20 protein-coding genes, 1 tRNA gene and 1 pseudogene are annotated in these 25,199 nt (G+C 71.0%); 10 read left to right on the top strand and 12 right to left on the bottom strand.

All coding sequences use genetic code 11. The features are described 5' to 3' along the window. Positions 1-197 precede the first annotated feature (197 nt). Positions 198-1,009, bottom strand: a pseudogene (locus J2S42_RS15420) (single-stranded DNA-binding protein). Between the two features lie 150 nt (positions 1,010-1,159). Between J2S42_RS15420 and J2S42_RS15415 the strand changes: the two are divergent. The 5 genes from J2S42_RS15415 (at position 1,160) to J2S42_RS15395 (ending at position 5,788) form a co-directional block, all read left to right on the top strand. Further along, complete coding sequence (locus J2S42_RS15415) at positions 1,160-2,215, top strand: alpha/beta hydrolase (RefSeq protein WP_307239759.1); 1,056 nt, start codon at positions 1,160-1,162, stop codon at positions 2,213-2,215. Positions 2,216-2,773: 558 nt separating this feature from the next. Continuing rightward, positions 2,774-2,847, top strand: a tRNA-Arg gene (locus tag J2S42_RS15410). A gap of 765 nt (positions 2,848-3,612) precedes the next feature. Then, on the top strand, positions 3,613-3,924 hold the full coding sequence (locus tag J2S42_RS15405) for a transposase (protein ID WP_253244027.1): 312 nt from the start codon (positions 3,613-3,615) through the stop codon (positions 3,922-3,924). Between the two features lie 86 nt (positions 3,925-4,010). After that, the gene (locus J2S42_RS15400; protein ID WP_307239756.1) at positions 4,011-4,835 is read left to right on the top strand and encodes an IS3 family transposase; all 825 of its coding nucleotides are present in this window, start codon (positions 4,011-4,013) and stop codon (positions 4,833-4,835) included. Between the two features lie 47 nt (positions 4,836-4,882). Then, complete coding sequence (locus J2S42_RS15395; RefSeq protein WP_307239754.1) at positions 4,883-5,788, top strand: LamG domain-containing protein; 906 nt, start codon at positions 4,883-4,885, stop codon at positions 5,786-5,788. A gap of 39 nt (positions 5,789-5,827) precedes the next feature. Here J2S42_RS15395 and J2S42_RS15390 read toward each other — a convergent pair whose 3' ends face one another. The 5 genes from J2S42_RS15390 to J2S42_RS15370 all read right to left on the bottom strand — a co-directional run bounded on the left by J2S42_RS15390 (position 5,828) and on the right by J2S42_RS15370 (position 10,829). Then, positions 5,828-7,366, bottom strand: coding sequence for an ATP-dependent DNA ligase (locus tag J2S42_RS15390; protein ID WP_307239752.1), 1,539 nt, complete (start codon positions 7,364-7,366; stop codon positions 5,828-5,830). 29 nt (positions 7,367-7,395) lie between these two features. Next, entirely contained in the window at positions 7,396-7,605 is a 210-nt protein-coding gene (locus J2S42_RS15385; RefSeq protein WP_307239750.1) for a hypothetical protein, read from the bottom strand. Positions 7,606-7,623: 18 nt separating this feature from the next. Beyond that, positions 7,624-8,988: a dipeptidase gene (locus J2S42_RS15380; protein ID WP_307239748.1), complete on the bottom strand. Its 1,365-nt coding sequence runs from the start codon at positions 8,986-8,988 to the stop codon at positions 7,624-7,626. Positions 8,989-8,998: 10 nt separating this feature from the next. After that, entirely contained in the window at positions 8,999-10,108 is a 1,110-nt protein-coding gene (locus tag J2S42_RS15375) for a M48 family metallopeptidase (RefSeq protein WP_307239746.1), read from the bottom strand. A gap of 85 nt (positions 10,109-10,193) precedes the next feature. After that, the gene (locus tag J2S42_RS15370) at positions 10,194-10,829 is read right to left on the bottom strand and encodes a YceI family protein (RefSeq protein WP_307239744.1); all 636 of its coding nucleotides are present in this window, start codon (positions 10,827-10,829) and stop codon (positions 10,194-10,196) included. Positions 10,830-11,138: 309 nt separating this feature from the next. Between J2S42_RS15370 and J2S42_RS15365 the strand changes: the two genes are divergently transcribed. Further along, positions 11,139-12,737 (top strand): methyl-accepting chemotaxis protein, encoded by a 1,599-nt coding sequence (locus J2S42_RS15365; RefSeq protein WP_307239742.1) that lies wholly within the window; start codon positions 11,139-11,141, stop codon positions 12,735-12,737. A gap of 118 nt (positions 12,738-12,855) precedes the next feature. Here the strand turns inward: J2S42_RS15365 and J2S42_RS15360 are convergent, their stop codons facing one another. Next, positions 12,856-13,677: an SURF1 family cytochrome oxidase biogenesis protein gene (locus J2S42_RS15360; protein WP_307239739.1), complete on the bottom strand. Its 822-nt coding sequence runs from the start codon at positions 13,675-13,677 to the stop codon at positions 12,856-12,858. Positions 13,678-13,830: 153 nt separating this feature from the next. Here J2S42_RS15360 and J2S42_RS15355 point away from each other — a divergent pair, with 153 nt between their 5' ends. Beyond that, positions 13,831-14,394 (top strand): GNAT family N-acetyltransferase, encoded by a 564-nt coding sequence (locus J2S42_RS15355; RefSeq protein ID WP_307239737.1) that lies wholly within the window; start codon positions 13,831-13,833, stop codon positions 14,392-14,394. Positions 14,395-14,400: 6 nt separating this feature from the next. Here J2S42_RS15355 and J2S42_RS15350 read toward each other — a convergent pair whose 3' ends face one another. Next, on the bottom strand, positions 14,401-16,605 hold the full coding sequence (locus tag J2S42_RS15350) for a transglycosylase domain-containing protein (RefSeq protein ID WP_307239735.1): 2,205 nt from the start codon (positions 16,603-16,605) through the stop codon (positions 14,401-14,403). A gap of 101 nt (positions 16,606-16,706) precedes the next feature. Between J2S42_RS15350 and cobC the strand changes: the two genes are divergently transcribed. Genes cobC through cobA form a run of 3 tightly spaced genes read left to right on the top strand, consistent with a single transcriptional unit; the run spans position 16,707 to position 20,106 of the window. After that, a complete protein-coding gene (gene cobC, locus J2S42_RS15345; RefSeq protein WP_370879189.1) occupies positions 16,707-17,804 on the top strand; it encodes an Rv2231c family histidinol phosphate aminotransferase CobC in 1,098 nt (365 codons plus the stop codon). Further along, positions 17,804-18,850 (top strand): nicotinate-nucleotide--dimethylbenzimidazole phosphoribosyltransferase, encoded by a 1,047-nt coding sequence (cobT, locus tag J2S42_RS15340; RefSeq protein WP_307248777.1) that lies wholly within the window; start codon positions 17,804-17,806, stop codon positions 18,848-18,850. The genes cobC and cobT overlap by 1 nt, the downstream gene beginning before the upstream one ends. Further along, complete coding sequence (cobA, locus tag J2S42_RS15335) at positions 18,847-20,106, top strand: uroporphyrinogen-III C-methyltransferase (protein WP_307239731.1); 1,260 nt, start codon at positions 18,847-18,849, stop codon at positions 20,104-20,106. The genes cobT and cobA overlap by 4 nt, the downstream gene beginning before the upstream one ends. Positions 20,107-20,271: 165 nt before the next feature. Here the strand turns inward: cobA and otsB are convergent, their stop codons facing one another. The 4 genes from otsB to J2S42_RS15315 form a co-directional block, all read right to left on the bottom strand. Beyond that, positions 20,272-22,884, bottom strand: a complete 2,613-nt coding sequence (gene otsB, locus J2S42_RS15330) for a trehalose-phosphatase (RefSeq protein ID WP_307239729.1) — start codon at positions 22,882-22,884, stop codon at positions 20,272-20,274. Beyond that, a complete protein-coding gene (locus J2S42_RS15325) occupies positions 22,881-24,275 on the bottom strand; it encodes an alpha,alpha-trehalose-phosphate synthase (UDP-forming) (RefSeq protein WP_307239727.1) in 1,395 nt (464 codons plus the stop codon). The genes otsB and J2S42_RS15325 overlap by 4 nt, the downstream gene beginning before the upstream one ends. Before the next feature lie 160 nt (positions 24,276-24,435). Then, positions 24,436-24,825, bottom strand: a complete 390-nt coding sequence (locus tag J2S42_RS15320; protein WP_307239725.1) for a hypothetical protein — start codon at positions 24,823-24,825, stop codon at positions 24,436-24,438. Continuing rightward, complete coding sequence (locus tag J2S42_RS15315) at positions 24,822-25,106, bottom strand: hypothetical protein (RefSeq protein ID WP_307239723.1); 285 nt, start codon at positions 25,104-25,106, stop codon at positions 24,822-24,824. The genes J2S42_RS15320 and J2S42_RS15315 overlap by 4 nt, the downstream gene beginning before the upstream one ends. Positions 25,107-25,199 lie beyond the last annotated feature (93 nt).

Raw genomic sequence — 25,199 nt, 5'->3', positions numbered from 1 at the left:
TCGCGGTTGGCTGCCGCGCGCCGGGTGGGGCGGGATGTTGTGCGGCTGCCGTTGTCGAGGGCCGGAGCGGGGCGGCTGTGCGGCGGGGGAGCCGGGCTGACGGGCCGCGCCGTGAGGGCCGGGCCGGCGGTCGTGGACCGGGGCCGCCGGCGGGCGGGTCCTGCTGTCGTGAGCACTGGTCACCTCCGGCGGGCAGCCTATCGATCGGGTGTGGGGTCTCCGGCGGAGGCTGATCTTCGGATGTGGGAGAAGCCACCCACCGGCCCGGCCGGATGCCTGCCGGGTGTCGCGAATCCCGGCGGCGGGGGCGAGGCCCTGCCCGGGCGTGGGCCGGTGGGTGGCGTGGCCACCGCCGCGTCGCGGGGAACGCCGGCGGTGGAGCCGGAGCCGGTCAGCGGGTGGACGCGAGCGCCCGGTCGCCGTCCAGCTCCCCCAGTGCGGTCTCCAGGTCCTCGTCGGCCAGCGGGTCCTCCGGCCGGCCGAGCGGTGCGGAGGGCGGCTCGTAGTCGTAGTCGTCCTCCGGGACGGCCTGCGGGTCGTCGCCGAGGTCGGCGGCGTCGCCGGGTGTGAGCGGATCGGTGGTCTCGCCACCGATCCGGGCGTCGGAGGTGGCGTCCTCGACGCTGCCGGTGGCGAGATTGCCGGCCCGGGTGCGCTTGAACGTGCCCTGGCCGCGGGACAGGTCGTGACCGACCGCGACGGCCTCCAGCTCGTACTGCACGCGGTGGGTGCCCTCCGGGTCGATCCAGTCGCGCGTGTAGAGACGGCCGGTGACGATGACCGGGTCGCCGGTCATCACGCATGCGGCCACGCCCTCCGCGAGGTTGCGCCAGCACGTGACGCGGACCCGCAGCGCGTTACCGTCGACCCACTGGCCGGTCTCACGGTCCATCCTGCGGGCCGTAGACGCGATCTTGAAGTGGGCGACTCGGGTCTTCGTCTTCTGGGTGACCCGCCACTCGGGTGCGGTCAGCACGTTGCCGACCACGGTGACGTAGGTGTCGAACATGGGACCCCCTTGCTCGGATGTGTGGGGTCCAGCCTTCCGCCGTACCGTCGTGAAGTGGTGCTGCCTGTGGAGGACGGAACCGCCTGTGGACAGCCATCCGGCCGACCGGATGATCTGCTACGGGGAGGGACTGCGAGTAGGGTCGCTGACGTGGAGATTGACGTTCTCGGCGAGCCCTACGAGCGCCGCACGATCGACCTCGGGCAGGACGACGAGGGACCCGTCGTCGCCACGCTGGTGCGCCGCCGCAGCGACCATTCGGACGGCCGGGCCGTGCTCTACGTGCACGGGTTCGTGGACTATTTCTTCCAGACCCACCTGGCCGAGTTCTTCACCGACCGCGGATGGGACTTCTACGCGCTGGACCTGCGCAAATACGGCCGGAGCCTGTTGCCGCACCAGACCCCGAACTTCTGCCGCAGCCTGGACGAGTACTTCCCCGAGCTGGACGAGGCGGCCCGGATCATCCGCGAGGAGGACGGTCACGACCGGATGCTGGTCGCGGCGCACTCCACCGGTGGACTGATCGCCTCGCTGTGGGCGGACGCACGACGTACCCGTGGCTGGGTCGACGGTCTGTTCCTGAACAGCCCGTTCTTCGACCTGAACGTGCCCTGGGTGGTGCGCCGGCCGCTGCTGTCCGCGGTGTGCCGGGCGACGCGGCGCAACCCCTACGGGACGCTGCCGCAGAGCCTGAACCAGATCTACGGTGAGAGCATCCACGCCGACCACCGCGGCGAGTGGAACTACAACCTGGAGTGGAAGCCGCTGGCCGGCTTCCCGGTGCGGTACGGCTGGCTGAACGCGATCCGGGATGCCCAGGCCCGGTTGCGCCGCGGGCTGGACGTCGACGCGCCGATCCTGCTGGCCTGCTCGGCCCGCAGCTTCCGGGGCGCGCGCTGGGACGAGGCGGCCCGGCTGGCCGACGCGGTGCTCAATGTCGAGCACATCGCTCAGTGGGCGACGCACCTCGGCGGCCACCTCACGCTGGTGCGCTTCGACGGTGGCCTGCACGACCTGACGCTGTCCGGCCCGGAGGTGCGGGAACGCGTTTTCACCGAGGTTGATCGATGGGCTCGGGTGTATGTACCGGCTCGGGCTCCGGAAGATCAAGATCGGGGAGCGGGATCTCCGGAGTCGTCTCCTCCTCCGGGCGCGGAAGCGGCACCCAGCCGCCCGCTCGCCACACCAGCAGATCGTGCATGAGCAACTGGGTGCCACCGGCGAAGAACATCCGCTCCACCGCACGGCGGGTCTTCTCCAGGCCGGCCGTCGACCCGGAGCCGGTGACGATCACCACATCCCGCGCGGGTACGCCGATCACGAGCTCGCCCGGGACCTGCTCGGCCAGGTCGTTCCAGAACTCCTCGACGAGCAGGACGGTTGACTCGAGCCCCTCGAAGGAGAGCATCAGCGACGGCGGCTGACCGTGAATCCGCAGCTGGGACATGGCGGAGTAGAGCGTCTCCTCGGCCTGCCGCTTGACCGTACGCCGGCTGACCCGCATCTTCTCCAGGTCCGGCCAGGTCACCATCGTCTCGCCGAACGGCGGGCCGAAGCTGTACCCGACGGCCAGGCCGGGGATGAAGCGGTCCAGCACCCAATCCGGGTGAAACTCCGCTTCCCGGGCAGAGATCAGGATCGGGAAATAGGTCGTACTCGTCACCTGCACGCTCGAAAACCTAGTATGTCCCTGCACGGTGATCCATGCCCCCTCCCGCGCGGGGCCGGGCACCGGCGGTAACCTGCACACGTCGACATCGCGCGCTCATAGCTCAGTTGGATAGAGCAGTGGACTTCTAATCCACCGGTCGCAGGTTCGAGTCCTGCTGGGCGCACCGGGATTCACCAGCCAAAACAGTGGTCGCGTAGGATCTTCGCAGACCCGGGATTTCGCCGTGGGCGCACGGACGGGATCACTGTGCGCTGCGACATGCCAGGCGCGGCCTGTCTGCGTCGGCGAGCCGCAGCAGGTCTCCAGAAGTCGGCGGCAAGAGACTCGGCCTTCTGTCGGAAATGGGCGACGACGGCTATGCAATCTTTGCGCGCTATCCTCACGAAGATTTGACTGGTCATATGACGGACCTCTATGACGATGCGGCGCCCCTGAGTCGGCTGTTCCGGATTTGAGGATGCGGCGAAGGGCCGGGTGGTCGACGCAATCCTTGAGAGGAGCTTTTCGATATTTCGCCGAGCTCTCGGGCAACTGCCTCGGGGAAGGCCTGGCCAGACGGTTCGGCGAGCTGTCGGACGAAGCTGGACTGCATGAGGCAGTGCGCATCATGATAGAGGCTTGGGTGCTCCGGAAAGGGGCGTTCTGGTCTGACCGCATCAAAGGCGGTTATCGCGACTGTGTCACGCGGATGGTGTCGAGCGTGGGGCGGGTCGAGTTCGTGGCTGGCCTCGGTGCCGAGCAGTTCCTCCTCGACTAGGTGAATGACGTCGATCCGCTTGAGGTGGGCGCGCATGTGGTAGGGCAGGTCGATGGCGTCGCCGAGCAGTCGGCGCCCGTGTTCGACCATCTGGCGGCGCCAGCGTTGAGTTCCCCCCGGTTTGGCGGAGCTTCTCAAACATGATCGACTGATCATGGGGAGGAAGTATCCGTGGCCGCACCGAAGAAGTACCCCGACGAACTACGGGCGCGGGCTGTGCGCCTGTATCGCGAGTCGGACCCGAAGCCGACCATCCGGCGTCTGGCCGAGCAGTTGAACGTGCATCACGAAGCGCTCAGGAACTGGATCCGTCAAGCCGAGGCTGACGCGGGCGAACGTCATGACCGGCCGACCACCGAGATGGCCGAGGAGAACCGCCGGCTGCGTGAAGAGGTTGCTGAGCTGCGCCGGGTCAACGAGATCCTGCGTGCCGCCAGCAGTTATTTCGCGTCGGAGCTCGGCCCGACCCGGCGACGGTCATGAGGTTCATCGACGAACACCGTGACCGCTTCGCGGTCGCGCTCCTGCTACGGGTCCTGGACATCGCCGAGTCGACCTACTAGCAGTGGGTGAAACAGGCTGAGCAGCCGTGTGACCGGGACCTGGTCGACCTGGGACTGCTGTCCAACATCTATGAAATCTGGGAAGCCTCCGGGTTCACCTATGGCGCCGACCGGGTGCATCGGCAACTGCGTCGCGACGGGATCCGGGTGGGCCGCAAGCGGGTCGAGCGGCTGATGGCCGGGCAGGGCTGGCACGGGGCCTTCCTGCGGCGTGGCTGGCGCGGCGGCTCAACCCGGCAGGATCCGCGGCACACGCCGGCGCCGGATCTGGTCAACCGCCAGTTCACCGCTGATGGTCCGAACCGGCTCTGGGTCGCTGACGCCACCCGCATCCCGACCGGCGAGGGCGTGTTCTGGCTGGCCGCCGTCCGCGACGTGTTCTCCCGCCGGATCGTCGGATGGAAGACCTCCGACCGGTGCGACACCGATCTAATTCTGGCCGCGCTCGAGTACGGTATCTGGTCGCGTGACGTCCGCGACGGCGAGCTGATACATCACAGCGACCGCGGGTCGAACTATACGAGCTTCCGCTTCTCACAACGCCTGCAGGACAACGGAATCCGTCCCTCGATGGGCTCGGTCGGCGACAGTTACGACAACGCGCTGATGGAGAACTTCTGGTCGACCTTGAAGATCGAACTGGTCTACCGCACGTCCTGGCGGACCCGCGACGAGGCCGAGAACGCGATCTTCGAATACATCGACGGCTGGTACAACACCCGCCGCATCCAACGCGAACTCGGCTACCTCAGCCCCAACGAATACGAGGCGGCCCGGCACGCCCAGACCGAGCCAGATAACCTCACCCCCGCCCCGACCGGAAGCAGGTAACCACCGCTCCGTCGAAACGGGGGGAACTCAATCCGCCGACGGGCAAGATGACGTTCTACGTCAATGGCGTGGTGCAGGGCTACGTCACGGTCAAGGCGAGTTGGTACGCGGACGGGCCGGTGCAGATCGGCCGCCGGTACAACAAGGCCGGTTACCGCGACTTCTTCAAGGGCGAGGTGGCGGATGTGGCGCTCTTCGACCGGATCGTGATGCCCGACCAGATCAGGGAACTGGCCGAGCTGTCGCCTCGCCGGGTCGGCTACTGGACGCTGAACTCGGCCGCTGGTGACACGTCGCCGTACTACAGCGACGACGACACCACGCCGGGGCAGGATCTGACGCTGGCCGGCGGGCCGGTGCTCTGTGCCCCGGATACGGATGAAGACCCGACCGCGATGCCGGCGCTCGTCGGGGCGGGCCACTTGGTGCTGGACGGCGTCGACGACCACGCGTACACGGCCGGGCCGGTCGCCGCGACCGACGGCAGCTTCACCGTATCCATGCGGGTGTTGCCTTCGTCGGCGCAATGCGGCTCTGGCCGCGCGGCGATCTCGCGGGCCGGGACCAAGGCAAGTGGGTTCGTGATCAGGTGTGGTGCCACCGGCCGCTGGGAGGCGGTCCTGGCGCAGGACGATGCGACCGGCTCGGCGGAGACGGTGATCGACACTGGAGTCCCGGTGAGCACCAACAGCAGTGGACGGGCACTGGTTTACAACGCATTCCTGAACACGGTCTCGCTCTACGTCGATGGCGCGCTGAGCGCCGCGGCCACTGTGCCGCACTCGTCCGACTGGGCCGCCGGTGGCGGTCTGCAGGTGGGCCGGGCGATGACCGGCGGCGCGTATGGCCAGTATTTCGCCGGTGTGGTCGACGACGTGCGGGTATACGCCGGTGTCGCGACCACGCCGATGGTTCAGTCGCTGGCCGGGCGCACGGAACAGACGCACCTCTGACGGACGCCTGATCTGCGGGAGGAACGGTCCTCCCGCAGATCAGGCGGACCGCTGGCCCGCGTGGATGGCGCGGACCGTGGTGATCGTGTCGGCCTCGGAGGCGGGCTTGTCGTCGCGGTAGCGCAGCACGCGGGCGAAGCGCAGCGCGACGCCGCCGGGGTAGCGCGGGCTGGTCTGGACGCCGTCGAACGCGATCTCGACCACCTGCTCGGGGCGGACCGTGACCACCCAGTCGCCGCGGTCGACCGCGAGCGACAGGAACCGCTCGGTCTGCCAGCGCAGCAGCTCGTCGGTGAGGCCCTTGAAGGTCTTGCCGAGCATGACGAAGCCGCCGGTCTCCTCGTCCCGCGCGCCGAGGTGCAGGTTGGACAGCCAGCCCTTGCGGCGGCCGCTGCCCCACTCGACCGCGAGCACGACCAGGTCGAGCGTGTGCCGGGGCTTGACCTTGACCCAGGCGCCGCCGCGGCGGCCGGAGTCGTACGGCGCGTCCAGCGACTTGATCACCACGCCCTCCTGGCCGGCGCGGATCGCGGTGGCGAACAGCTCGGTGCCGCGCTCGGCATCAGGAGCCTGTTCGCGGCCGACGATCAGCTCCGGCGGCAGCGTGTCGGCGAGCGCGGCCCAGCGGGTGGTGCCGGGCGCGTCCAGCAAATCGGTGCCGTCGAGATGCAGCAGATCGAAGAAGTACGGCGTGAGGACGGTGCCGGTCGCGGAGACGGTGCCGCCGGTGCGGGTGGCGGCGCGGGCGGACGTCTCCTGGAACGGGCGCGGGCGGCCGGTCGCGTCCAGCGCGATCGCCTCGCCGTCCAGCACCAGGTCGCCGGGCGGCAGCGAGCGGACGGCCGCGACCACCTCGGGCATGCGGCCGGTGATGTCGTCCAGGCTGCGGGTGAAGACGGAGACGTCGTCGCCGGCCCGGTGCACCTGGATGCGGATGCCGTCGAGCTTCACGTCGACCATCGCGGGCACGCCGGTGCTCGCAAGCGCCGCCTCGACCGTGGGTGCGCTCTGCGCCAGCATCGGGGCGAGCGGGCGGCCGACCTGGAGTGAGAACTCGGCGAGCGCGGGTGCGCCGCCGTGCAGCGCGGCCGCGGCCACGGTTTTGAGGTCGCCGCTGAGCAGCAGCGCGCGGCGAACGGCGGGCGCGGGCACGTCGGCAGCCTTCGCGATCGCATCCGCGAGTATGCCGGCCTGGGCACCCTGGCGCAGCTCGCCGCTGAACAGGCCGGTGAGCAGCCGCTGCTCCTCCGCGGTGGCGGCGGCGAAGAGCGCGCCGACCAGCGCGCGGCGCTTGGCCTGCGAGCCGGTGCCGGAGGCCGCGGACAGCTCCGCGATCGCGGCGTCGACGCCGGCCACGGTCAGCGTCGGCTCGGTCGCGGGCGGCGGGAGGTCGCGCAGGCTCGCATAGCCCACACCGGTCTGGCGCTGTCGCAGCTCACCGGCGAGGTAGGCGGCACCGGCCGTCACCTCGCCCGGGTCGAGCCGGCGCAGCGCGTCGGCGAGCAGCTCGATCTTCGCCTTACGCGCCGAGGTGGCCGCGACAGCGGAAGAGGTGGCTGCCAGGTCGATGAACCTCACGGGTCCATCCTGGCAGCCACCTCTGACATTTATGCCGCAACGGGCGGTTCCACGACGCGGAGACCGCGCGCCCGGACCGCGTCGGCGAGGCGGGCGAGCTGACTGTCCACCGCGACCAGGGCGGCGGAGAGGTCGTCGAGGTGCTCGGCGAGGACGGTGTCGTCCCACCCGGAGACGTCCACGTCCCCCAGCGCGCTCACGGCGGCGTCCAGCCGCGCGATCACATCATTCGTACTCATGTACGAATGCTAGCGCATCTACCCTTTGTGGAGTGCTTTCGCCACGGTCGACAGGAGCAGTGCCTCGGCGAGGCAGGCGCGCTGGAACTCGCCCAGGTGCAGGCTCTCGTTCGGGCCGTGCGCCTTGGAGTGCGGGTCCTCCACGCCGGTGACCAGGATGGCCGCGCCCGGGAACAGCTGCTGGAACGTGGCGATGAACGGGATCGATCCGCCGATGCCCACGTCGACCGGCTCGACGCCGTCCCACGCGGTACGGAACGCGTCCCGCGCGGCGTCGAACGCCGGGCCGGTCGCGTCGATCACCGAGGGGTGCCCGTCCTGCTCCAGCGTGACCGTGACCTGCGCGCCCCACGGCGCGTGCTTCTCCAGGTGGGCCTTGAGCGCGGCGAACGCGGTCTTCGGGTCGTCGCCGGGCGCGAGGCGCAGGTTGAGCTTCGCACGCGCGGACGGGACCAGCGCGTTCGGCGCCTCCGCGGTCGGCGGCGCGTCGATGCCGAGGATCGCCAGCGCCGGCTTGGTCCACATCCGGTCGGTGAGCCGGTCGGTGCCGACGAACTGCACGCCGTCGAGCATCCCGGCTTCGGCGCGCAGCCGGTCCTCGGGGTAGTCGAGCGCGGACGCGGCGCGGCCGAACAGGCCCTCCACGGCCACGTCGCCGGCCTCGGTGTGCAGCGTGCCGAGCAGCTTGACCAGCGCGGTCAGCGCGTCCGGCGCGATGCCGCCGAACATGCCGCTGTGCACCGCGCTGTCCAGCGTGCGGACCTCGACGAACGCGTTCACGATGCCGCGCAGCGAGGTGGTCAGCGCGGGCACGCCGACGTCCCAGTTAGCCGAGTCGGCGATCACGATGACGTCCGCGGAGAGCTCGTCACGGTGCGCCTCGAGCAGCGCGTCCAGCGACTCGGAGCCGTACTCCTCCTCGCCCTCGATGAACAGCACCACGCCGACCGGGAGCGCGTCACCGTACGCCCGGAGCGCCGCGATGTGCGCCATCACGCCGGCCTTGTCGTCGGCGGCGCCCCGGCCGTAGAGCCGGCCGTCCCGCTCGACCGGCTCGAACGGGTCGCTCTGCCACATGCTCCGGTCGCCGATCGGCTGCACGTCGTGGTGCGCGTAGAGCAGCACGGTCGGCGCGCCGGGCGGGGCCGGCTTGGTCCCGATCACGGCGGGCTGACCACCGGCCCGCACGATCCGGGTCTGGAGGCCCTCGGCCCGGAGCAGTTCGGCGACCGCCTCGGCAGAGGCCTCCACGTGCGAGAAGTCGAAGCCCTCGAAGGCGATTCCGGGAATCCGCACGAGCCGTTCCAGGTCGGCGCGCACGCCCGGCATCTCCCGCAGGATCGCCGCGCGGAGGGCCGCCTCATCCATGATCGAATCCGTCATGCGGACAATCTTATTGCTGGTCGGCGCCGCCGTTCGTGCCCGGCGGGCGGCGCCGGGCCGCGCGGGCCGCGGAGTCCGCCGCGGTGCTCGCCCAGTCGCGTGCCTTGCCGGCCTGGCTGCCGGCCCACTCGCCGATGTCGGCCGCGCCGCCGCCGACCCGCCGGACCAGGCCGACCAGCGGATCGGTCGAGTTCGCGAAGGATTCGCGGTACGACTCCGCGGCCTCCTTCGCCGCGTCGCTGACCTTGGCGTCGCCGTCCGTGTCGCGGTGCGGGTAGTCGCCGCCGAGAATCCGCGCGTACGCCCCGGAGTCGGTCCACTGGCGCAGGTCGGCCGCGCGCGCGACCGGCACCGGGTGGCTGCTCCACGCGGTCATCCGCAGCTTGTGCAGGCTGTCCCGGACGTCGCCGCCGCCGGCGTACTCCGCGGCCTGCTCCAGGAACGCGGTGGTGTCGATCTGGCTGAGGTCGCCGCCGCCGGCCAGCTTCATCAGCAGGCGCAGCGCCGCGGCCGGGTCCTGCCCGGCGAGCAGACCGGCCCGGTCCGCGGAGAGCTCGGCCTTGCGCCACCACTCGTACATCGCCGCGATGATCGCCCGGATCGCGATCGCGCCGACCGGCAGCCAGGCGATGTTCGTCGCCCAGCGGGTCAGCACCATCAGGATCGTCTTGTAGACCGCGTGGCCGCTGCGCACGTGGCCCAGCTCGTGCCCGAGCAGCGTGCGCAGCTCCTCGTCGTCGAGCTGCTGGACCGCGCCGGTGGTGATCACGATGAACGGGCGGTCCAGGCCGATCGCCTTGCCGCCGATCATCGGGTTCTGCTCGACGTACAGCTCGGGCAGCTCCTCGATGTCGAGCGCGGCACCGGCCTCCGCGTAGCGCGCGTAGACCGACGGGTACTGCCGGTGGTCCACGCGGATGCCGCCGGCCAGGTACGACAGGCGGAAACCGCGCTCGTTCCACATGCCGAAGAACGCCTTCACCACGTCGTCGAAGCCGCGCAGCTCGCGCAGCGCGGTGAGCGCGCCCCGGTCGGCCGGGTGCTCCCAGGCCCGCGAGCTGATGCCGGTGAGCGTCACCCGTCGCCGAGCCGGGGTGTTGCCTGTGGGGTCGGTCGTCATGTCACGCTCCCGAGATAGCCGGACTCCCTGCGATCGTGCCCCAGCACGGCAAGCCTGGCGACCCTGAGCTTCCCCCTAGGGCGGATCATGCCGCGCGGATGGCCTCGCCGGCTATCTCGATCCGGACCTTCTTGCCGACCAGGACGCCGCCGCTCTCCAGCGCCACGTTCCAGAGCAGGCCGTAATCCTCGCGGTTGATCTCGGTGTGCGCGCTGAAACCCACGATGTCCCGGCCGTACGGATCGCGCCGCGCGCCGCCGAACTCCACCTTTAGCTCGACCGGGTGGGTCACGTCCTTGATCCGCAGGTCGCCGGAGAGCACGAACCTGCCGGACCGCTTGCCGGCCGGCTCGGGCACGGTGGCCATGGAACGGCGGGTGAGCTTGTTGCCGGCCCGCATCTTCGCCCAGGAGAAGATGGCGTCGTCCGGCTCCTCGTATTTCACGCCGGTGCTCCGGAATTCGAGCGTCGGGAACGTCTCGACGTCGAGGAAATCGGTGCCGGAGAGATGCGCGTCACGTTCCGGATTGGTGGTGTCGATAGAGTTCGCCTGAATGACGGCCGTCACAGTTGATTGCAGCGGGTCGTCCGCCACCGTAATCGTGGCCCGCGCCTGGGTGAACTCGCCGCGCACCGGACTGACCATCATGTGCTGTGCCGTGAAGCCCACCCGCTTGTGCGCCTCGTCCAGCTCGTATGTCCCGGGCGACGGAATGACCATGCCATTCCACTCCCGTGTCGGGCTGTCGGCCATGGTTACGCGTACCCCCGAAATCGCTGTGACTCTTCGTCCGATTAGACCACAGCAATTCCGTCGCCCATATTGTCCTATTTCGTGGATGTTTCGAGCTGTTAACCGTGGATTTACGGGTTGTCGGATAGGTGGACATCGTTAAACGGGGCAAATGCGACGGTGGGCCTCCTCATGATATCGATCACCCGCTACCTCGGTGCGAGTTGCCCGGAACTCCGGATCGTGATCCCGGCGAATGCCATATTCGAACCGGAACGGTGGTGCTGAGGAGGGGCGATGAGGGGACCGGTGGCCGCGTTCCGTGACCTGCGGGTCGCGGGCAAGCTGGCGCTCAGCTTCACGGTGGTCCTGCTGTTGTCGCTGGTGATCGGCCTGGTCGGGATGGTGCAGCTGCACCGGGCGCAGGACCGGCTGCAGGGCATGTACCGGGACAGCCTGCAGGCGATCTACTGGCTCGGCCTGGTCGACACGGCCAACCAGGAGATCGGCCGGGAGCTGTTCAACTACGCGCTGGCGCCGACCGAGGCCGCGACGGCCGAGGTCGCGAACGAGATGGCGGCGACCGACGAGGAGCTGGACGAGAACTGGGCACTCTACACCGCCACCGACATGACCGGCCGGGAGGAGGCGCGGGACCGGTTCGCCGCCGCGCTCACCGAGTTCCGGCAGGCCCGGACCGAGGAGCTGATCCCGGCCGCCGAGTCGAGCGACTTCGACGCGTTCCTCACCGCGTACGACGCGCGGGGCCGGGCGCTGGAGCGCGCGATGAGCGAGGCGCTGGACGACCTGCAGGGCATCGAGGATGCCGCCGCGCGGACCGCGCTGGACGACGCGACCGCCGCCTCGTCCGCGGCCGCCACGCTGATCTGGGGGTTGATCGCGGGGGCGATCGCGCTCAGCGTGGCGGTGGTGATCGTGATCAGCCGAATGATCGCCGGACCGCTCGGCCGTACCGTGTCGGTCCTGACCGAGCTGGCCGAAGGCGGTCTCGACCAGCGGCTGGACGTGACCGGGCGGGACGAGGTGGGCCGGATGGCCACGTCGCTGAACACCGCGCTGGACCGGATCGCCGGCGCGATGCGGGAGATCGGCACGAACGTCGGCACGCTCGGTTCCTCCAGCGAGGAGCTGTCCGCGGTCGCCGGCCGGGTCAACGACTCGGCCACGCGTTCCTCCGCGCAGGCACAGGCCGCGTCGTCCGCGGCGGAGCAGATCAGCGTGAACATCTCCACGATCGCGGCCGGCAGTGACGAGATCGGCGCGTCGATCTCGGAGATCGCCCGGTCCACGTCCAGCGCCGCGGACGTCGCGGCCGGCGCGGTGACCGCGTCCGCGCGCGCCGGCGAGATCCTCGACCAGCTCGGCGCGTCGTCCGCGGAGATCGGCAACGTGGTCAAGCTGATCACCGCGATCGCGGAGCAGACCAATCTGCTCGCACTGAACGCCACGATCGAGGCGGCCCGGGCCGGTGACGCGGGCAAGGGCTTCGCGGTGGTGGCCAGCGAGGTCAAGGACCTGGCGCAGGAGACCGCGCGGGCGACCGGCGACATCTCGACCAGGGTCGCGGCGATCCAGAGCGACGCGGCGGCCGCGGTGGCCGCGATCGCCGACATCAGCGGCGTGATCGAGCAAATCAACGCGACCCAGAGCGCGATCGCGGCGGCGGTCGAGGAGCAGACCGCGACCACGGCGGAGATGAGCCGCAACGTGAACGAGGTCGCCGCCGGCTCGTCCGAGATCAGCGCGAACGTGACCGGCGTGGCGGAGGCGGCGGCCGAGACGACCGGCGCGGCCGCGGACACGGCGCAGGCGTCGGCCGATCTGGCCCGGGTGGCCACCGCGTTGCAGCGGAACCTCGCGCTGTTCCGGTATTGATCACCGTGGCGCGGGTTTCGGCGACCCACGACGGAACTGACAGGGAGGCCGCCCGCGGCCGACCGGTGCCCGCGGGAGCGTACGGACGGTGACCACGCCGGAAGCGGGAAAAGCGACTTCAGGGTTTTTCGGAAGCGACGTTCGCGTAGTGCTCGGCGTCCTCCGCGAGGCGGCTGCCGGCCGGCGTGACCGGGCCACGGGCCTCGCGGCGGGCGGCCCAGGCGAAGCCGACCAGCGTGAGCGCGGCGAAGAGCCACCACTGGACCGCGTAGCCGCCGTTCTGCCAGGCGTTCTCGTGGCGCGCCTCGATCTGCGTGAAGATCGGGTCGGCGGCCGGCTGCTGCTCGGTGAGCTGCAAGAACGTGCCATAGATCGGGTACGGCAGCTCCGGTGCGAGCATGGCCAGGCCGATCCGCCGGGTCTCCAGTCGGCCGTCCAGCCGCTCGACCGCACCGGCCTTGCTCTCCGACAGGCGGATCTTGCCGATCACCGTGACGGTGCCGGCCGGCGCCGGTGGGATCGCCGGGCGGGCCAGCGCGCCGCCGTCAGCCGGCGGGATCCAGCCGCGGTCGACGAGCACCGCGGTGCCGTCCGCCAGCCGCAGCGGCGTGACCACCTCGAAACCGACCTGACCGGCCACGGTACGGCTGCGGGCCAGGATCTCGTGGGCCGGGTCGTAGACGCCGGTGACGGTGACGCGGGTCCACTCCGCGTCCTGGCCGGGCGCGGGCCCTGGGGTGCCGGTCGCGGTGGGTGCGGCCACGGTCTCGCCGAGCGGGACCGGTGCGACGCTGTCCGCCCGGTCGATCCGGTCGTTGATCGCGGTGCGTTCCTGATAGCGGCTCAGCTGCCAGTTGCCGAGCAGCACCATGACCGCGGCCGCGGCGAGGGCGAGCGCGAGGTAGCCCAGCCAGCGGGGGGTGAACAGGAAGCGGTACACACCTCGCAGGCTACTCGCGGATGATAAGGCCGCTCCTGGCGGTGGTGATCTGTCGGTTTTCGGCCTCTTCGCACGATCAAAGCGGACTGTTTACGGTGAAAAGCCATGAATATTCGGGGAGAAGTGTCGTACCCGGCCGGTAGGGTCCTCCGAGTGACTGGCCTTGTGGCGGTGCGCACGTTCCCGGCGCTGACCGTCTCCACCCCTCGTCTGCTCGTCCGCGCACTGACCGGCGCCGACGCGAAGCAGATAGGGGCCGTCTTCAGCGACCGCCTGACCCGGCGCTGGCTGCCGTTCGGCGAGGAGTCGATCGACGGCCTGGAGTGGTGCACGGACGAGGCGCAGGAGCGGCGGGACAGTGGGGCCGGCGATCACCTCGGCATCGTCCGCCGCGAGGACGACCGGCTGATCGGCAGCCTCTGGACGAAGCGCACCGACTGGGCCGGCCGGGTGACCGAGCTCAGCGTGGCGCTGGAGCCGGCCGCGCGTGGCTACGGGCTGGCCGCGGAGGCGGTGATCGCGGTGTCGTTCGCCCTGATCATGGAGCACGGTTTCGCGCGGCTGGAGATCCGGGTGCCGCCCGGCAACGTGGCCGCCCGGCGCGTCGCGGAGAAGGCCGGCTTCAGCTACGAGGGCGTGCTGCGCAGCGCCGGGCACGTGCTCGGCGACCGCGCCGACCTCGAGGTGTGGTCGTTGGTCGCGGCCGACCTGCGCTAGAGCGCTCTAACGCCACCGGTCGCGGTAGCGGTAGCGATCCCGGTCCCAGTCGGAACCGCGGGTCAGCTCCTTCGACGGCGGGGTGAACTTCTCGACCGGCTGGTCCTTCATCGCGTCGCGCAGCGTCTCCGCGACCGTGACCCGCGACTTGTAGCCGTTGCTGGTGCCGACCCGGTGCTGCGGATTGTCCGGATCGGCCAGGAACGCGGCCACGGCCAGCTGCGGGACGTACCCGACGAACCAGGACGCCTGGTAGTTGTCCGTGGTGCCGGACTTGCCGGCCACCTGGCGGTCGACGGTGCCGCGCACGTCCGGCGCGGTCGACCAGCCGCCGCACCGGCCGCTGTCCGAGGAGCCGGTGGTGCACCGGGCCGCGTCCGTCGCCGCGCGCGCGACGTCGGCCGGGATCGCCTGGTGGCAGCGCGGCGCGGCCACGTCGACCGGGGCACCGTCCACGGTCCGCCGTGCCGGGGTGCCGTCCGGGCTCGTCACGGACAGCACCGGCAGCGGCTCGCAGTACCGGCCGTCCGCGGCCACGGTCGCGAACGCGTTCGCCATCTCCAGCGGCGTGGTGTCCGCGACGCCGAGCGTGAACGCGCCCCAGCCGCGCGCCCGCTCCGGCGAGGCCTGGACCCGGTCGATCTCGGTACGCCAGCGCAGCCCGAGACGCTCCGCCATGCGCACCGCGCGGTGCGCGCCGACCTTCTGTTCCAGCTGCACGAAGTACGTGTTCACCGACTGGCCGAAGCCGGACCACATGTTCTTCCGCCCGGTCATCGAGCTGCTGGCGTTGCGCACGCACCACCGGTCGCCGCACTTGGTCGGGTCGCCCCAGTCCGCCGGGTACTTCGTCTTGAGCCGCGGCGGCGCGTAGTAGCTGGTGCTCAGCGGCATGCCCTCGTCCAGCGCGGCCAGCATGGTGAACAGCTTGAACGTGGAGCCCGCCTGGTATCCGGGCATGTCGCCGCCGCCGAGCAGCGGGTTGACCGTGTTCGGGTAGTTGCCGAGCAGTCCGGCCCGGCGCTGCCGCGGGTCGCTGTGCCTGCCGTTGTCCTTCTGGTCCAGCGAGTAGACCCGGTTGACCGCCATCGCGCGCACGTGCCCGGTGCCCGGCTCGATCGCAACCGAGCCGTGCGCGAACCGGCTGCGCGTGCGCTCCTTGTCCAGCACGTTCTTCAGCGCGCTGGCCTGCACGGCCGGGTCGAGCGTGGTCACGATGCGGTAGCCGCCGCGGCGCAGCCGGTCCAGCCGCGCGGCCGGGTCCGCGCCGAACGCGTCCTGCTGCATCCACCAGTTCTTGACGTAGTCGCAGAAGAAGCCCCAGTCGTTGACGTCCTCGGCGACCGAGACGCAGTCGTTCGGCGGGTCGGTCAGCTTCAGAGCGATCGGCGTCTTCTTCTCCTTCTCCGCCTCGCGGGCGGTGATGAAGCCGGCCTCGGCCATCCGGTCGATCACGTAGTCCCGGCGGGCGATCGCGGCTTCCGCGTCCCGGCCGGCCGGATCGTACGCGGACGGCGCCTTGACCAGGCCGGCCAGCAGCGCGGCCTCGGCGACGGTGAGCGACTTCGCGTCCTTGGAGAAGAAGACCTCGGACGCGGCCGCGATGCCGTACGCACGGTGCCCGAAATAGGCCGAGTTGAGGTAGCCCTCCAGGATCTGCTCCTTGGACATCCGCTTCTCGATCTCCATCGCCAGCCGCATCTCGCGCAGTTTGCGGCCGGTGGTCTGCTCGGTGGCGGCGAGCGCCTCGACCGGGGACTCGGCGCCGTCGCGCAGCGCCATCCGGACGTACTGCATGGTCAGCGTGGAGGCGCCCTGGGAGACGCCGCCGGCGCGCTGGTTCGCCACGAACGCGCGGGCCGCGCCCTTCATGTCGACGCCGTTGTGCTCGTAGAAGCGTGTGTCCTCGGCCGCGATGATCGCGTGCTGGACGTGCTCGGAGACGTCGGCGATCGCGACCGGCTTGCGATGCTCCTCGTAGAACATCGTGATCAGCGTCTTGCCGTCCGCGGCGTAGACGTAGCTGGTCTGCGCGGAGGGTGGCACGGTCAGCTCGTGCGGCAGTTCGCGCACCTTCTCGATGCCGGCCTTGGCCCCGAGGCCCGCGAGGGCGGCCAGCGGGTACGCCATGCCCGCCAGAATCACCCCGACGATGATCCCGGTACGAAGCAGGGCTGCGAGACGGCCGACCGCGGAGGTTGTGCGCTCCATACCCCAAAAGTAGGACATATTCGCTTATGTGAGGGCGGAAAGGAGTGAACCGCTCCTCACATCTCGCCTGGCGGTCTGTGAGGGCGCCGTACCGGTCCCGCATGCTGTTGTGGACTCTGCATCGGCGAAGGGGGTACGGGTTGGGCGAGGAGCTGGGCCATCACGGCGACGCGGAAGTGGCGCCCGGGCTGGTCGACCTGGCGGTGAACGTGCGCCGCGACCCGATGCCCGACTGGCTGTCCGCACCGATCATGGCGTCGATGTCCACGCTCGCGGCGTACCCCGACCCCGGGCCGGCCACCGCGGCGATCGCCGCCCGGCACCGCCGCCCGCCGGACGAGGTGCTGCTCACCGCGGGCGCCGCCCAGGGCTTCGTGCTGCTGGCCCAGGCGCTGCGCGGCGCGCGGTGCCCGGTCGTGGTGCACCCGCAGTTCACCGAGCCGGAGGCGGCGCTGCGCGGTGCCGGCCATGACGTACGCCGGGTCGTACTCTCCGGTGATTTTGCCCTTCCGCCGGATTGTGCGCTTCCGCCCGAGGCGGATTTGGTCTTCATCGGCAACCCGACGAACCCGACCTCGGTACTGCACCCGGCGGAGCGGATCGCCGCGCTGGCCGCGCCCGGCCGGGTGCTGGTGGTGGACGAGGCGTTCGCGGACAGTGCGCACCGGCCCGGGCTCGACCGCGAACCGGAGTCGCTGGCCGAGCGGCGCGACCTGCCCGGGCTCGTCGTGGTCCGCAGCCTCACCAAGACCTGGGGCCTCGCCGGGCTGCGCGTCGGCTACCTGCTCGGACCGGCCGACCTGATCGCGCGGTGCCGGGCCGTGCAGCCGCTCTGGCCGGTCTCCACGCCCGCGCTCGCGGCCGCGGAGGCGTGCGCGTCCCGGGTGGCGGTCGCCACCGAACGTGAGATCGCCGCACGGCTGGCCGGCGATCGGCGATACCTTGTGCGCCGGCTCCGCGCACTGCCGGGCGTGACCGTGATCGGCGAGCCGGCCAGCGCGTTCGTGCTCGTCCGAGTGGCCGGGGCGGACAAACTCCGGCTGGTGCTGCGGGAGAACGGCTTCGCGGTGCGGCGCGGCGACACGTTCCCGGGGCTGGGGCCGGATTACGTACGCGTTGCGGTGCGGGACACTGCCACCACGGACCGTTTCGTAGCGGTGTTCCACGAGATCCTCGTGGGTTCTGAGGGAAAGGCCTGATCATGCGCGAGACGCTGGACGCGATCCGTCCGCTGGACGAGGAGGCGATGGCGGCCGCGCGGGCACGGCACGACCGCCTGACCAAGCCCGCCGGCTCGCTCGGCACGCTGGAGGAGCTCTCGATCCGCCTCGCCGGGCTGGCCGGCACCTGTCCGCCACCGCTGCCCGCACCGGCCGCGGTCGCGGTCTTCGCCGGTGACCACGGCGTGCACGCCCAGGGCGTCTCGCCGTGGCCGCAGGAGGTCACCGTGCAGATGGTGGCGAACTACCTGGCCGGCGGAGCGGTGATCAATGCGTTCGCCCGGGAGATCGGCGCGGACGTGCACGTGGTGGACGTGGGCGTGGCCACCGCCATCGACGACGCGCCCGGTCTGATCCAGGCGAAGATCCGGCCCGGCACCGCCGACCTGGCCACCGGTCCCGCGATGACGCTCGACGAGGCGCAGGCCGCGATCGAGACCGGCATCCGGGTCGCCGGGCAGCTCGTCGGCGGTGGCGCGCGGATCCTGGTCGCCGGCGACATGGGCATCGCGAACACCACGCCCGCGGCCGCGCTGATCGCGGCGTTCACCGGCCGGGACGCGGGCGAGGTGACCGGGCGGGGCACCGGCATCGACGACCACACCCACCACCACAAGATCGCCGTGGTACGGACGGCGCTGCGCCGGCTGCCGGCCGATGCCGGCCCGCTGCGCGTGCTGGCCGAGGTCGGCGGGCTGGAACACGCGGCGATCGCCGGCTTCGCGCTCGGGGCGGCGGCGCACCGCGTACCGCTGGTCCTGGACGGGGTGAACACGGTCGCGGGCGCGCTCGCCGCCGCGGCGCTGCACCCCGGCGTGACCGCCGCGCTCGTCGCCGGACACCGGTCCGTCGAGCCGGGCGCCACCGCCGGCCTCGCCCACCTGGGCCTCGAACCCCTCGTCGACCTGCGCATGCGGCTCGGGGAGGGCACCGGCGCGGTGCTCGCGCTGCCGATCGTCTCCGCCGCCGTCCGTGTGCTGCACGACGTCGCCACCTTCGACTCCGCCGGAGTGACCGAGAAGTGACCGAACTCTATCCTCTCGCGCTGCGGCTGACCGGCCGCAAGGTCCTCGTCGTCGGTGGCGGCGCGGTCGCCACCCGCCGTGTCCCCGCGCTGATCTCCGCGGGCGCCCGCGTGCTGCTCGTCTCACCGCACCTGACGCCCGCACTCCAGTCCCTGGTCGACGCGGGCCGGATCACCTGGCTCGCCCGCCGCTTCCAGCCCGAGGACGTGGACGGGGCCTGGCTGGTCCAGGTCGCGGTCGACGACAATCTCGCGGCCGCGGCGGTCAGCGCGGCCGCGCTGGAACGCCGGGTGTTCTGCGTCCGGGCGGACGACCGGGAGGCGGCGACCGCGTGGACGCCCGCGGTCTCCCGGCACGGGCAGGTCACGGTGGCGGTCACGGCCGGCGGCGACCCGCATCGCGCGCAGGTCGTCCGGGACGCGATCCGGGACGGGCTGGCCGACGGCACGCTGCCCGGCTGCCACGTGCCGGAGACGCCGGCCGGGTTCCGCGGGCCCGGCCCGGAGACCGCGGCCGCGCCCGGGCGGGTGGTGCTGGTCGGCGCCGGGCCCGGCGACCCGGAGCTGATCACGGTCAAGGGGCGGCGGCTGCTGGCGGCCGCGGACGTGGTGGTCGCGGACCGTCTGGTGCCCGGGCTGCTGCTGGACGAGCTGCGGCCGGAGGTGGAGCTGGTCGACGCGTCCAAGATCCCGTACGGGCCGGCGAAGGCGCAGGAGGAGATCAACCGGATCATCGTGGACCGGGCCCGCGCCGGGTCGTTCGTGGTGCGGTTGAAGGGTGGCGATCCGTACGTCTTCGGGCGCGGCGGCGAAGAGGCGATCGCGTGTGCGGAGGCCGGTGTGCCGGTCACCGTGGTACCCGGTGTGACCAGCTCGATCGCGGTACCGGCGGTGGCCGGGATCCCGGTGACGCACCGGGGGGTGGCGCACGAGTTCACCGTGGTGTCCGGGCATGTGGCGCCGGATGATCCGTCGTCGCTGGTCGACTGGCCGTCGCTGGGGGGCATGCGCGGCACGGTGGTGATCCTGATGGGTCTGAAGAACCTGCCGAAGATCGCGGCGACGTTGCTGGCTAACGGGCGGTCGGCGGACACGCCGGCGGCGGTGGTGCAGGAGGGGACGACCGGCGATCAGCGGGTGGTGAAGGCGACGCTCGGCGACGTCACGGAGAAGACGGCCGCTGCGGGGATCCGGCCGCCGGCGATCGTGGTGGTGGGCGACGTGGTGGAGGCGTTGAACTCGGTGCCGTTGCCCTGAGCGGGCGCCCGGATTCCGCGGGACTGCGGCAGCTTCGTCACGACCCGCGTGTCAGGAAATATCGGTCTTGTGCGCCGTGGCGCAAGGCTCGCTCTCACCGACTCCGGAACCGACGCACCGGCTGCCGCGGCCCGAGAAGCCACGACAGCCGGTGCGTCGGTCAGATCACGCCGCGGCGGGCGTCAGTACGTTGTTGAGCAGCAGCGCGCACCGCACCAGGCCGAGGTGGCTGTAGGCCTGCGGGTGGTTGCCGAGGCCGCGTTCGGCCATCGGGTCGTACTGCTCCGGCAGCAGCCCGGTCGGACCGGCCGTGTCCAGCATCTGCGTGAACAGCTCCTCCGCGTCCGCCCGCCGGCCGGTGCGGAGGTAGGCCTCGATGAGCCACGCCGTGCAGATGTGGAAGCCGCCCTCGCGGCCCGGAAGGCCGTCGTCCCAGCGGTAGCGGTAGACCACCGGCCCGGAGCGCAGGTCGGCCTCGATCTTGAGCACCGTGGCCAGGAAGCGCGGGTCGTCGTCGGGAAGCAGCCCGGACAGGCCGATCCACAGCGACGACGCGTCCATGTCCTCGTCCCCGTACGCCACCGAGTAGGCGCCCACGCCGGGGTGCCAGCCGTGCTCCAGCACGTCCGCACCGATCCGGTCGCGCAGGTCGGCCCACTCGGGGCGCGGGGTGCCGCCGTGGTTGTCGACCATGCGGACCGCGCGGTCCACGGTCATCCAGCACATGACCTTGGAGAACACGTGGTGGCGGGGGGCCAGGCGGGCCTCCCAGATGCCGTGGTCGGGCTCGTGCCAGCGGCGTTCGACGGCCTGGACCATCGACTCCAGCAGGCCCCACTCCTCCTCCCGGACCGAGCCGCGGGCGTCCGCGACGGCCGCGATCAGGTCCGCGACCGGTCCGAAGATGTCCAGCTGGAGCTGGTGGTTGGCCAGGTTGCCGACGCGGACCGGACGGGAGCCGGCGTACCCGGGCAGCGTGTCGATGACCGCCTCGGCGCCGAGCTCGTAGCCCTCGACCGTGTAGAGCGGGTGGAGCCGCTCCGGGTGGCCGCCGCTGCGCTCGACGCAGCCGTCCACCCAGCGCAGGAACGCCTCGGCCTCGCTGAGCGAGCCCAGGTCGACCAGCGCGCGGGCGGTCATCGCGGCGTCGCGGAGCCAGCAGTACCGGTAGTCCCAGTTGCGGACGCCGCCGACCTCCTCGGGCAGCGACGTGGTGGCCGCGGCCAGGATCGAGCCGGTCGCCTCGTGGGTGAGGCCGCGCATCGTGAGCGCGCTGCGCAGCACCAGGTCGCGGGCGACCGAGGGCAGGTTGAGCGTGTTCGCCCAGTCGCGCCACGGGCGTTCCGCGTTCTCCTGGCGGGTGAGCGCCGGGATGCCGGTGTGGCCCAGGTCGTGCGAGCCGAACCGCAGTTCCAGCGTCACCTCGCCACCGGCCTGGGTGAGGTCGACGACGGCGCGGGCGGTGTCCCGGTCGCCGCCGTCGGAGTCGACGGTCCAGGTGACTCCGGGGGAGTACAGCGCGACCGGCTCGTTGGAGCCGAGCACCAGCAGGCCGTCGCCGGACGGCTGGAGCTGCACCGCGACCTGGCCGAACTCGGGGCGGGGCGCGAACTCGAGCCGCACCCGGCCGTGTCCGGTGACGCGCCGGATCAGCGTGGAGTCCGCGGTGGCGACGGTCAGCTCGCCGGTCTCGTCCTCGTGCACGCTGGTGTCCAGCCAGTCCGTGACCGTGAGGCCGGACCAGCGGGTCTCGACGGTCATCGTGCCGGGCCGGTAGCGCTGGCCGAGCGGGATGCCGCCGCGCTCCGGCGCGACCGAGAAGTAGCCGGCCGGGTTGCCGCCGAGCAGGTCCGCGAAGATCGCCGAGGCGTCCGGGCGCGGGTGGCACAGCCAGGTGAGCTTGGCCTCCGGCGTGATCAGCGCGACCGTACGCCGGTTGGAGAGCATCGAGTGCCGCTCGATCGGCACCGCGTGCTCGCCGAACAGCCAGTTGCGCCGGGTCTGCAGCACGAGCGCGAGCAGCCGGGCCGCCTCGATCGGCTCGCCGACCCGGAAACCGGCCTCGGTGTCGCCACTGCCGATCTTGATGCCGACGTCCGGTCCGTGCAGCGTGCCGAACGCGTCCTCGTCGGTGACGTCGTCGCCGATGTAGAGCACCGCGCTGGCGGAGAGCTGGCTGCGCAGCTGGTCGATGGCGGTGCCCTTGTGGGTGGTGACCACGGAGAGCTCCAGCACCTCCTTGCCGCGCTTGACGTAGACGCCGGGCCAGGTGGCGGGCCCGGCCTCGATCGCGTCGACGACCTGGCGGGCCACGATCGGCTCGGCGCCGCGGTAGTGCACCGCGATGCTGGCCGGCTTCGCCTCCAGCCGGACGCCGGCCCGGCCGCCGGTGATCGCGCGGATCTCCATCTGCAGCCGGGTACGCACCTCGATCAGCTCGGGGTCGAGCCGCTCGATGAAGCCGATGTCGAACTCGGAGCCGTGGCTGCCGACCAGGTGCACCTCGCTGGGCAACCGGGAGAGCGTGGCCAGGTCGCGCAGCGCGCGGCCGGACACCACCGCCACGGTGGTCTGCGGCAGCGCGGCGAGCGCGCGGATCGCGGCGACCGACTCGGGCAGCGGGACGGCCCGGGCGTGGTCCTCCACGATCGGGGCGAGCGTGCCGTCGTAGTCGCAGGCGACGAGGAGCTGCGGGACACGGGCGATGCGGCCGATGGCGGCGCGCAGGTCCGGGTCGAGCTGAGGACCCCGGAGGTCGAGGTCGAGCGGAGAGGTCACGCCGCCTCCGGAACGCCGAGCTCGTTGAGGAACGAGCGGGCCCAGTGCTCGACGTCGTGGGTACGCAGGTGCCGCTGCATCACGCGCATCCGGCGACGGGCCTCGGCCGGCTCGATGTTGACGGCGCGCAGCAGCACCTCCTTCACGCCCTCGGGGTCGTGCGGGTTGCACAGAAACGCTTGACGCAGCTCGGTCGCGGCACCCGCGAACTCGCTGAGCACCAACGCGCCGCCGGTGTCGGCGCGCGATGCGACGTACTCCTTGGCCACCAGATTCATTCCGTCTCGCAGAGGGGTAACCATCATGACGTCGGCCGCGCTGTAGAGCGCGGCCAGTTCACTGCGACTGTACGACTGGTGGAGATAGTGGACGGCGGGCACGCCCACCCGGCCGAACTCGCCGTTGATGCGTCCGACCTCGCGCTCAACCTTGACTCGTAGCGCCTGGTAGTGCTCGACTCGCTCTCGGCTTGGCGTGGCCACCTGCACCATGACCGCGTCCGGAACTGTCAGTTTTCCGTCAGCGAGCAGTTCGCGGAACGCCTTGAGCCGCAGCTCGATGCCCTTGGTGTAGTCCAGCCGATCCACGCCCAGGATGATCGTCTTCGGGTTTCCGAGTTCGCCGCGGATCTCCTTGGCCCGGGCCTGGATCGCCGGGTCCGCCGCCAGCTGCTCCATCTGCGCGGTGTCGATCGAGATCGGGAACGCGCCGGCCTTCACCTGCCGGCCGTCGACCTGGATCATCTGGCCCTCGTAGCGCAGGCCGAGCAGGTGCCGGGCCAGCCGGACGAAGTTCTGCGCGGCGAGCCGCTGCTGGAAACCGACCAGGTCCGCGCCGAGCAGCCCGCGCAGGATCTCGGTGCGGAACGGCATCTGCATGAACAGCTCGATCGGCGGGAACGGGATGTGCAGGAAGAAGCCGATCTTCAGGTCCGGGCGCAGCTCGCGCAGCATGGCCGGGACCAGCTGCAGCTGGTAGTCCTGCACCCAGACGACCGCGCCCTCCGCCGCGACCTCGGCCGCCGCCTCCGCGAAGCGCTGATTGACGGCCCGGTAGGTCTCGCGCCAGGAGCGCTTGTACGCCGGCGTCTCGACCGCGTCGTGGTAGAGCGGCCAGATCGTCGCGTTCGACTGGCCCTCGTAGTAGCGCTCCAGCTCCTGCGCGCTCAGCGGCACGGGGTGGATGTTGATGCCCTCCAGCTCGAAGGGCTCGGGGGCGTCGCCGGTGCCGCCGGCCCAGCCGATCCAGGTGCCGCGTTCCCGCACGAGCACCGGGTGCAGCGCGGTGACCAGTCCGCCGGGGCTCGGCCGCCATTGGCGCCCCTCCGGGGTGGTCACCTCATCCACGGGCAGGCGGTTGGCGACGACGACGAAGGAACTACGCTCGGCCACGTTCCGTGCACCTCCGGTGTAATACGGGTCCCGGCTGTGAGCCTACTGTCCGTGTGTTGACAGCCGGTGTCGCCGGTCAAACCGTGGAATGCCACACAGGGTGGCCACCCAAACGCAGAGGTGACACGACCAACATCAAGATCTTTCCACGCGTACGGCGTCAAAGCTCGATGATCGGCCACTCCCTTGCCAGGATCTGGTGGATCATCTCGCCCCGGTTGGTCATGATCGGAATGACGGGCCGGGCCGCCGCCTCCATGGCGGCCTGGGCGGTGCCCATGGTCTCCATGATCCGGGTCCAACCGCCCAGCACGTTGCACATGTCGTGCTCCACCGGTGTCACCGTGACATTGCCGAGTTCGGCGAGAAGGTCGAGGTAGTTGGAGTTGTTCTTCCCGGTTTGCTGGTATGCCTCGGCGAGGCATACGGCAGGAAGAATTATCTCAAGCCGGCGATCCGCGACCTCGGCGATCTTCATGCCGACCGAGAAGTTGCCTTCCGCATAGGCGACGACCGCCGAGGTCTCCAGTACGAGGCCTGCCTCCGTCATCGGCGATACCTGGCCTTCGTGCGCTCGAGCTCTGCTCGGAACTCTTCGGCCTGAGCGCGCAGCTCGGGTGTAATGCTCGCCTGGATGCGGTCGATCTCCGAGCGGGCCGCCGCGATGCTCGCCTCCGTGATCTCATGTCCACGCTCGCGCAGCGAGTTGCGAACTATGTCCCGGTGCATGCGTCCCCGCACCGCTTCGGTGACGTATGCCGAGACGTTCGACTGCTGCGCCAGGTGTGCCGCCACGTCGTCCGGCACGCTGATGGCGATCTTCTTGGTCATACCGAAGAGGCTAGTTCGGTTATACCGACGACAGCAATGCCTCGACAGGGTGGTGTGCGCGCTGCGTACCGGACCTGTCAGGATTGACGGTGT

This window comes from Catenuloplanes indicus (assembly GCF_030813715.1).
In the GTDB taxonomy this organism is placed as follows: domain Bacteria; phylum Actinomycetota; class Actinomycetes; order Mycobacteriales; family Micromonosporaceae; genus Catenuloplanes; species Catenuloplanes indicus.
The sequence above is the reverse complement of the archived record's forward strand: the minus strand, read 5'-3'. Positions and strand labels throughout refer to the sequence as shown.

Excerpts from the sequence above, each read along its gene's own strand:
- J2S42_RS15395 (WP_307239754.1), top strand. The coding sequence starts at position 4,883 with ATGACGTTCTACGTCAATGGCGTGGTGCAGGGCTACGTCACGGTCAAG.
- J2S42_RS15385 (WP_307239750.1), bottom strand. The coding sequence starts at position 7,605 with ATGAGTACGAATGATGTGATCGCGCGGCTGGACGCCGCCGTGAGCGCG.
- J2S42_RS15380 (WP_307239748.1), bottom strand. The coding sequence starts at position 8,988 with ATGACGGATTCGATCATGGATGAGGCGGCCCTCCGCGCGGCGATCCTG.
- J2S42_RS15375 (WP_307239746.1), bottom strand. The coding sequence starts at position 10,108 with ATGACGACCGACCCCACAGGCAACACCCCGGCTCGGCGACGGGTGACG.
- J2S42_RS15370 (WP_307239744.1), bottom strand. The coding sequence starts at position 10,829 with ATGGTCATTCCGTCGCCCGGGACATACGAGCTGGACGAGGCGCACAAG.
- J2S42_RS15365 (WP_307239742.1), top strand. The coding sequence starts at position 11,139 with ATGAGGGGACCGGTGGCCGCGTTCCGTGACCTGCGGGTCGCGGGCAAG.
- J2S42_RS15350 (WP_307239735.1), bottom strand. The coding sequence starts at position 16,605 with ATGGAGCGCACAACCTCCGCGGTCGGCCGTCTCGCAGCCCTGCTTCGT.
- cobC (WP_370879189.1), top strand. The coding sequence starts at position 16,707 with ATGCTGTTGTGGACTCTGCATCGGCGAAGGGGGTACGGGTTGGGCGAG.
- J2S42_RS15320 (WP_307239725.1), bottom strand. The coding sequence starts at position 24,825 with ATGACGGAGGCAGGCCTCGTACTGGAGACCTCGGCGGTCGTCGCCTAT.
- J2S42_RS15315 (WP_307239723.1), bottom strand. The coding sequence starts at position 25,106 with ATGACCAAGAAGATCGCCATCAGCGTGCCGGACGACGTGGCGGCACAC.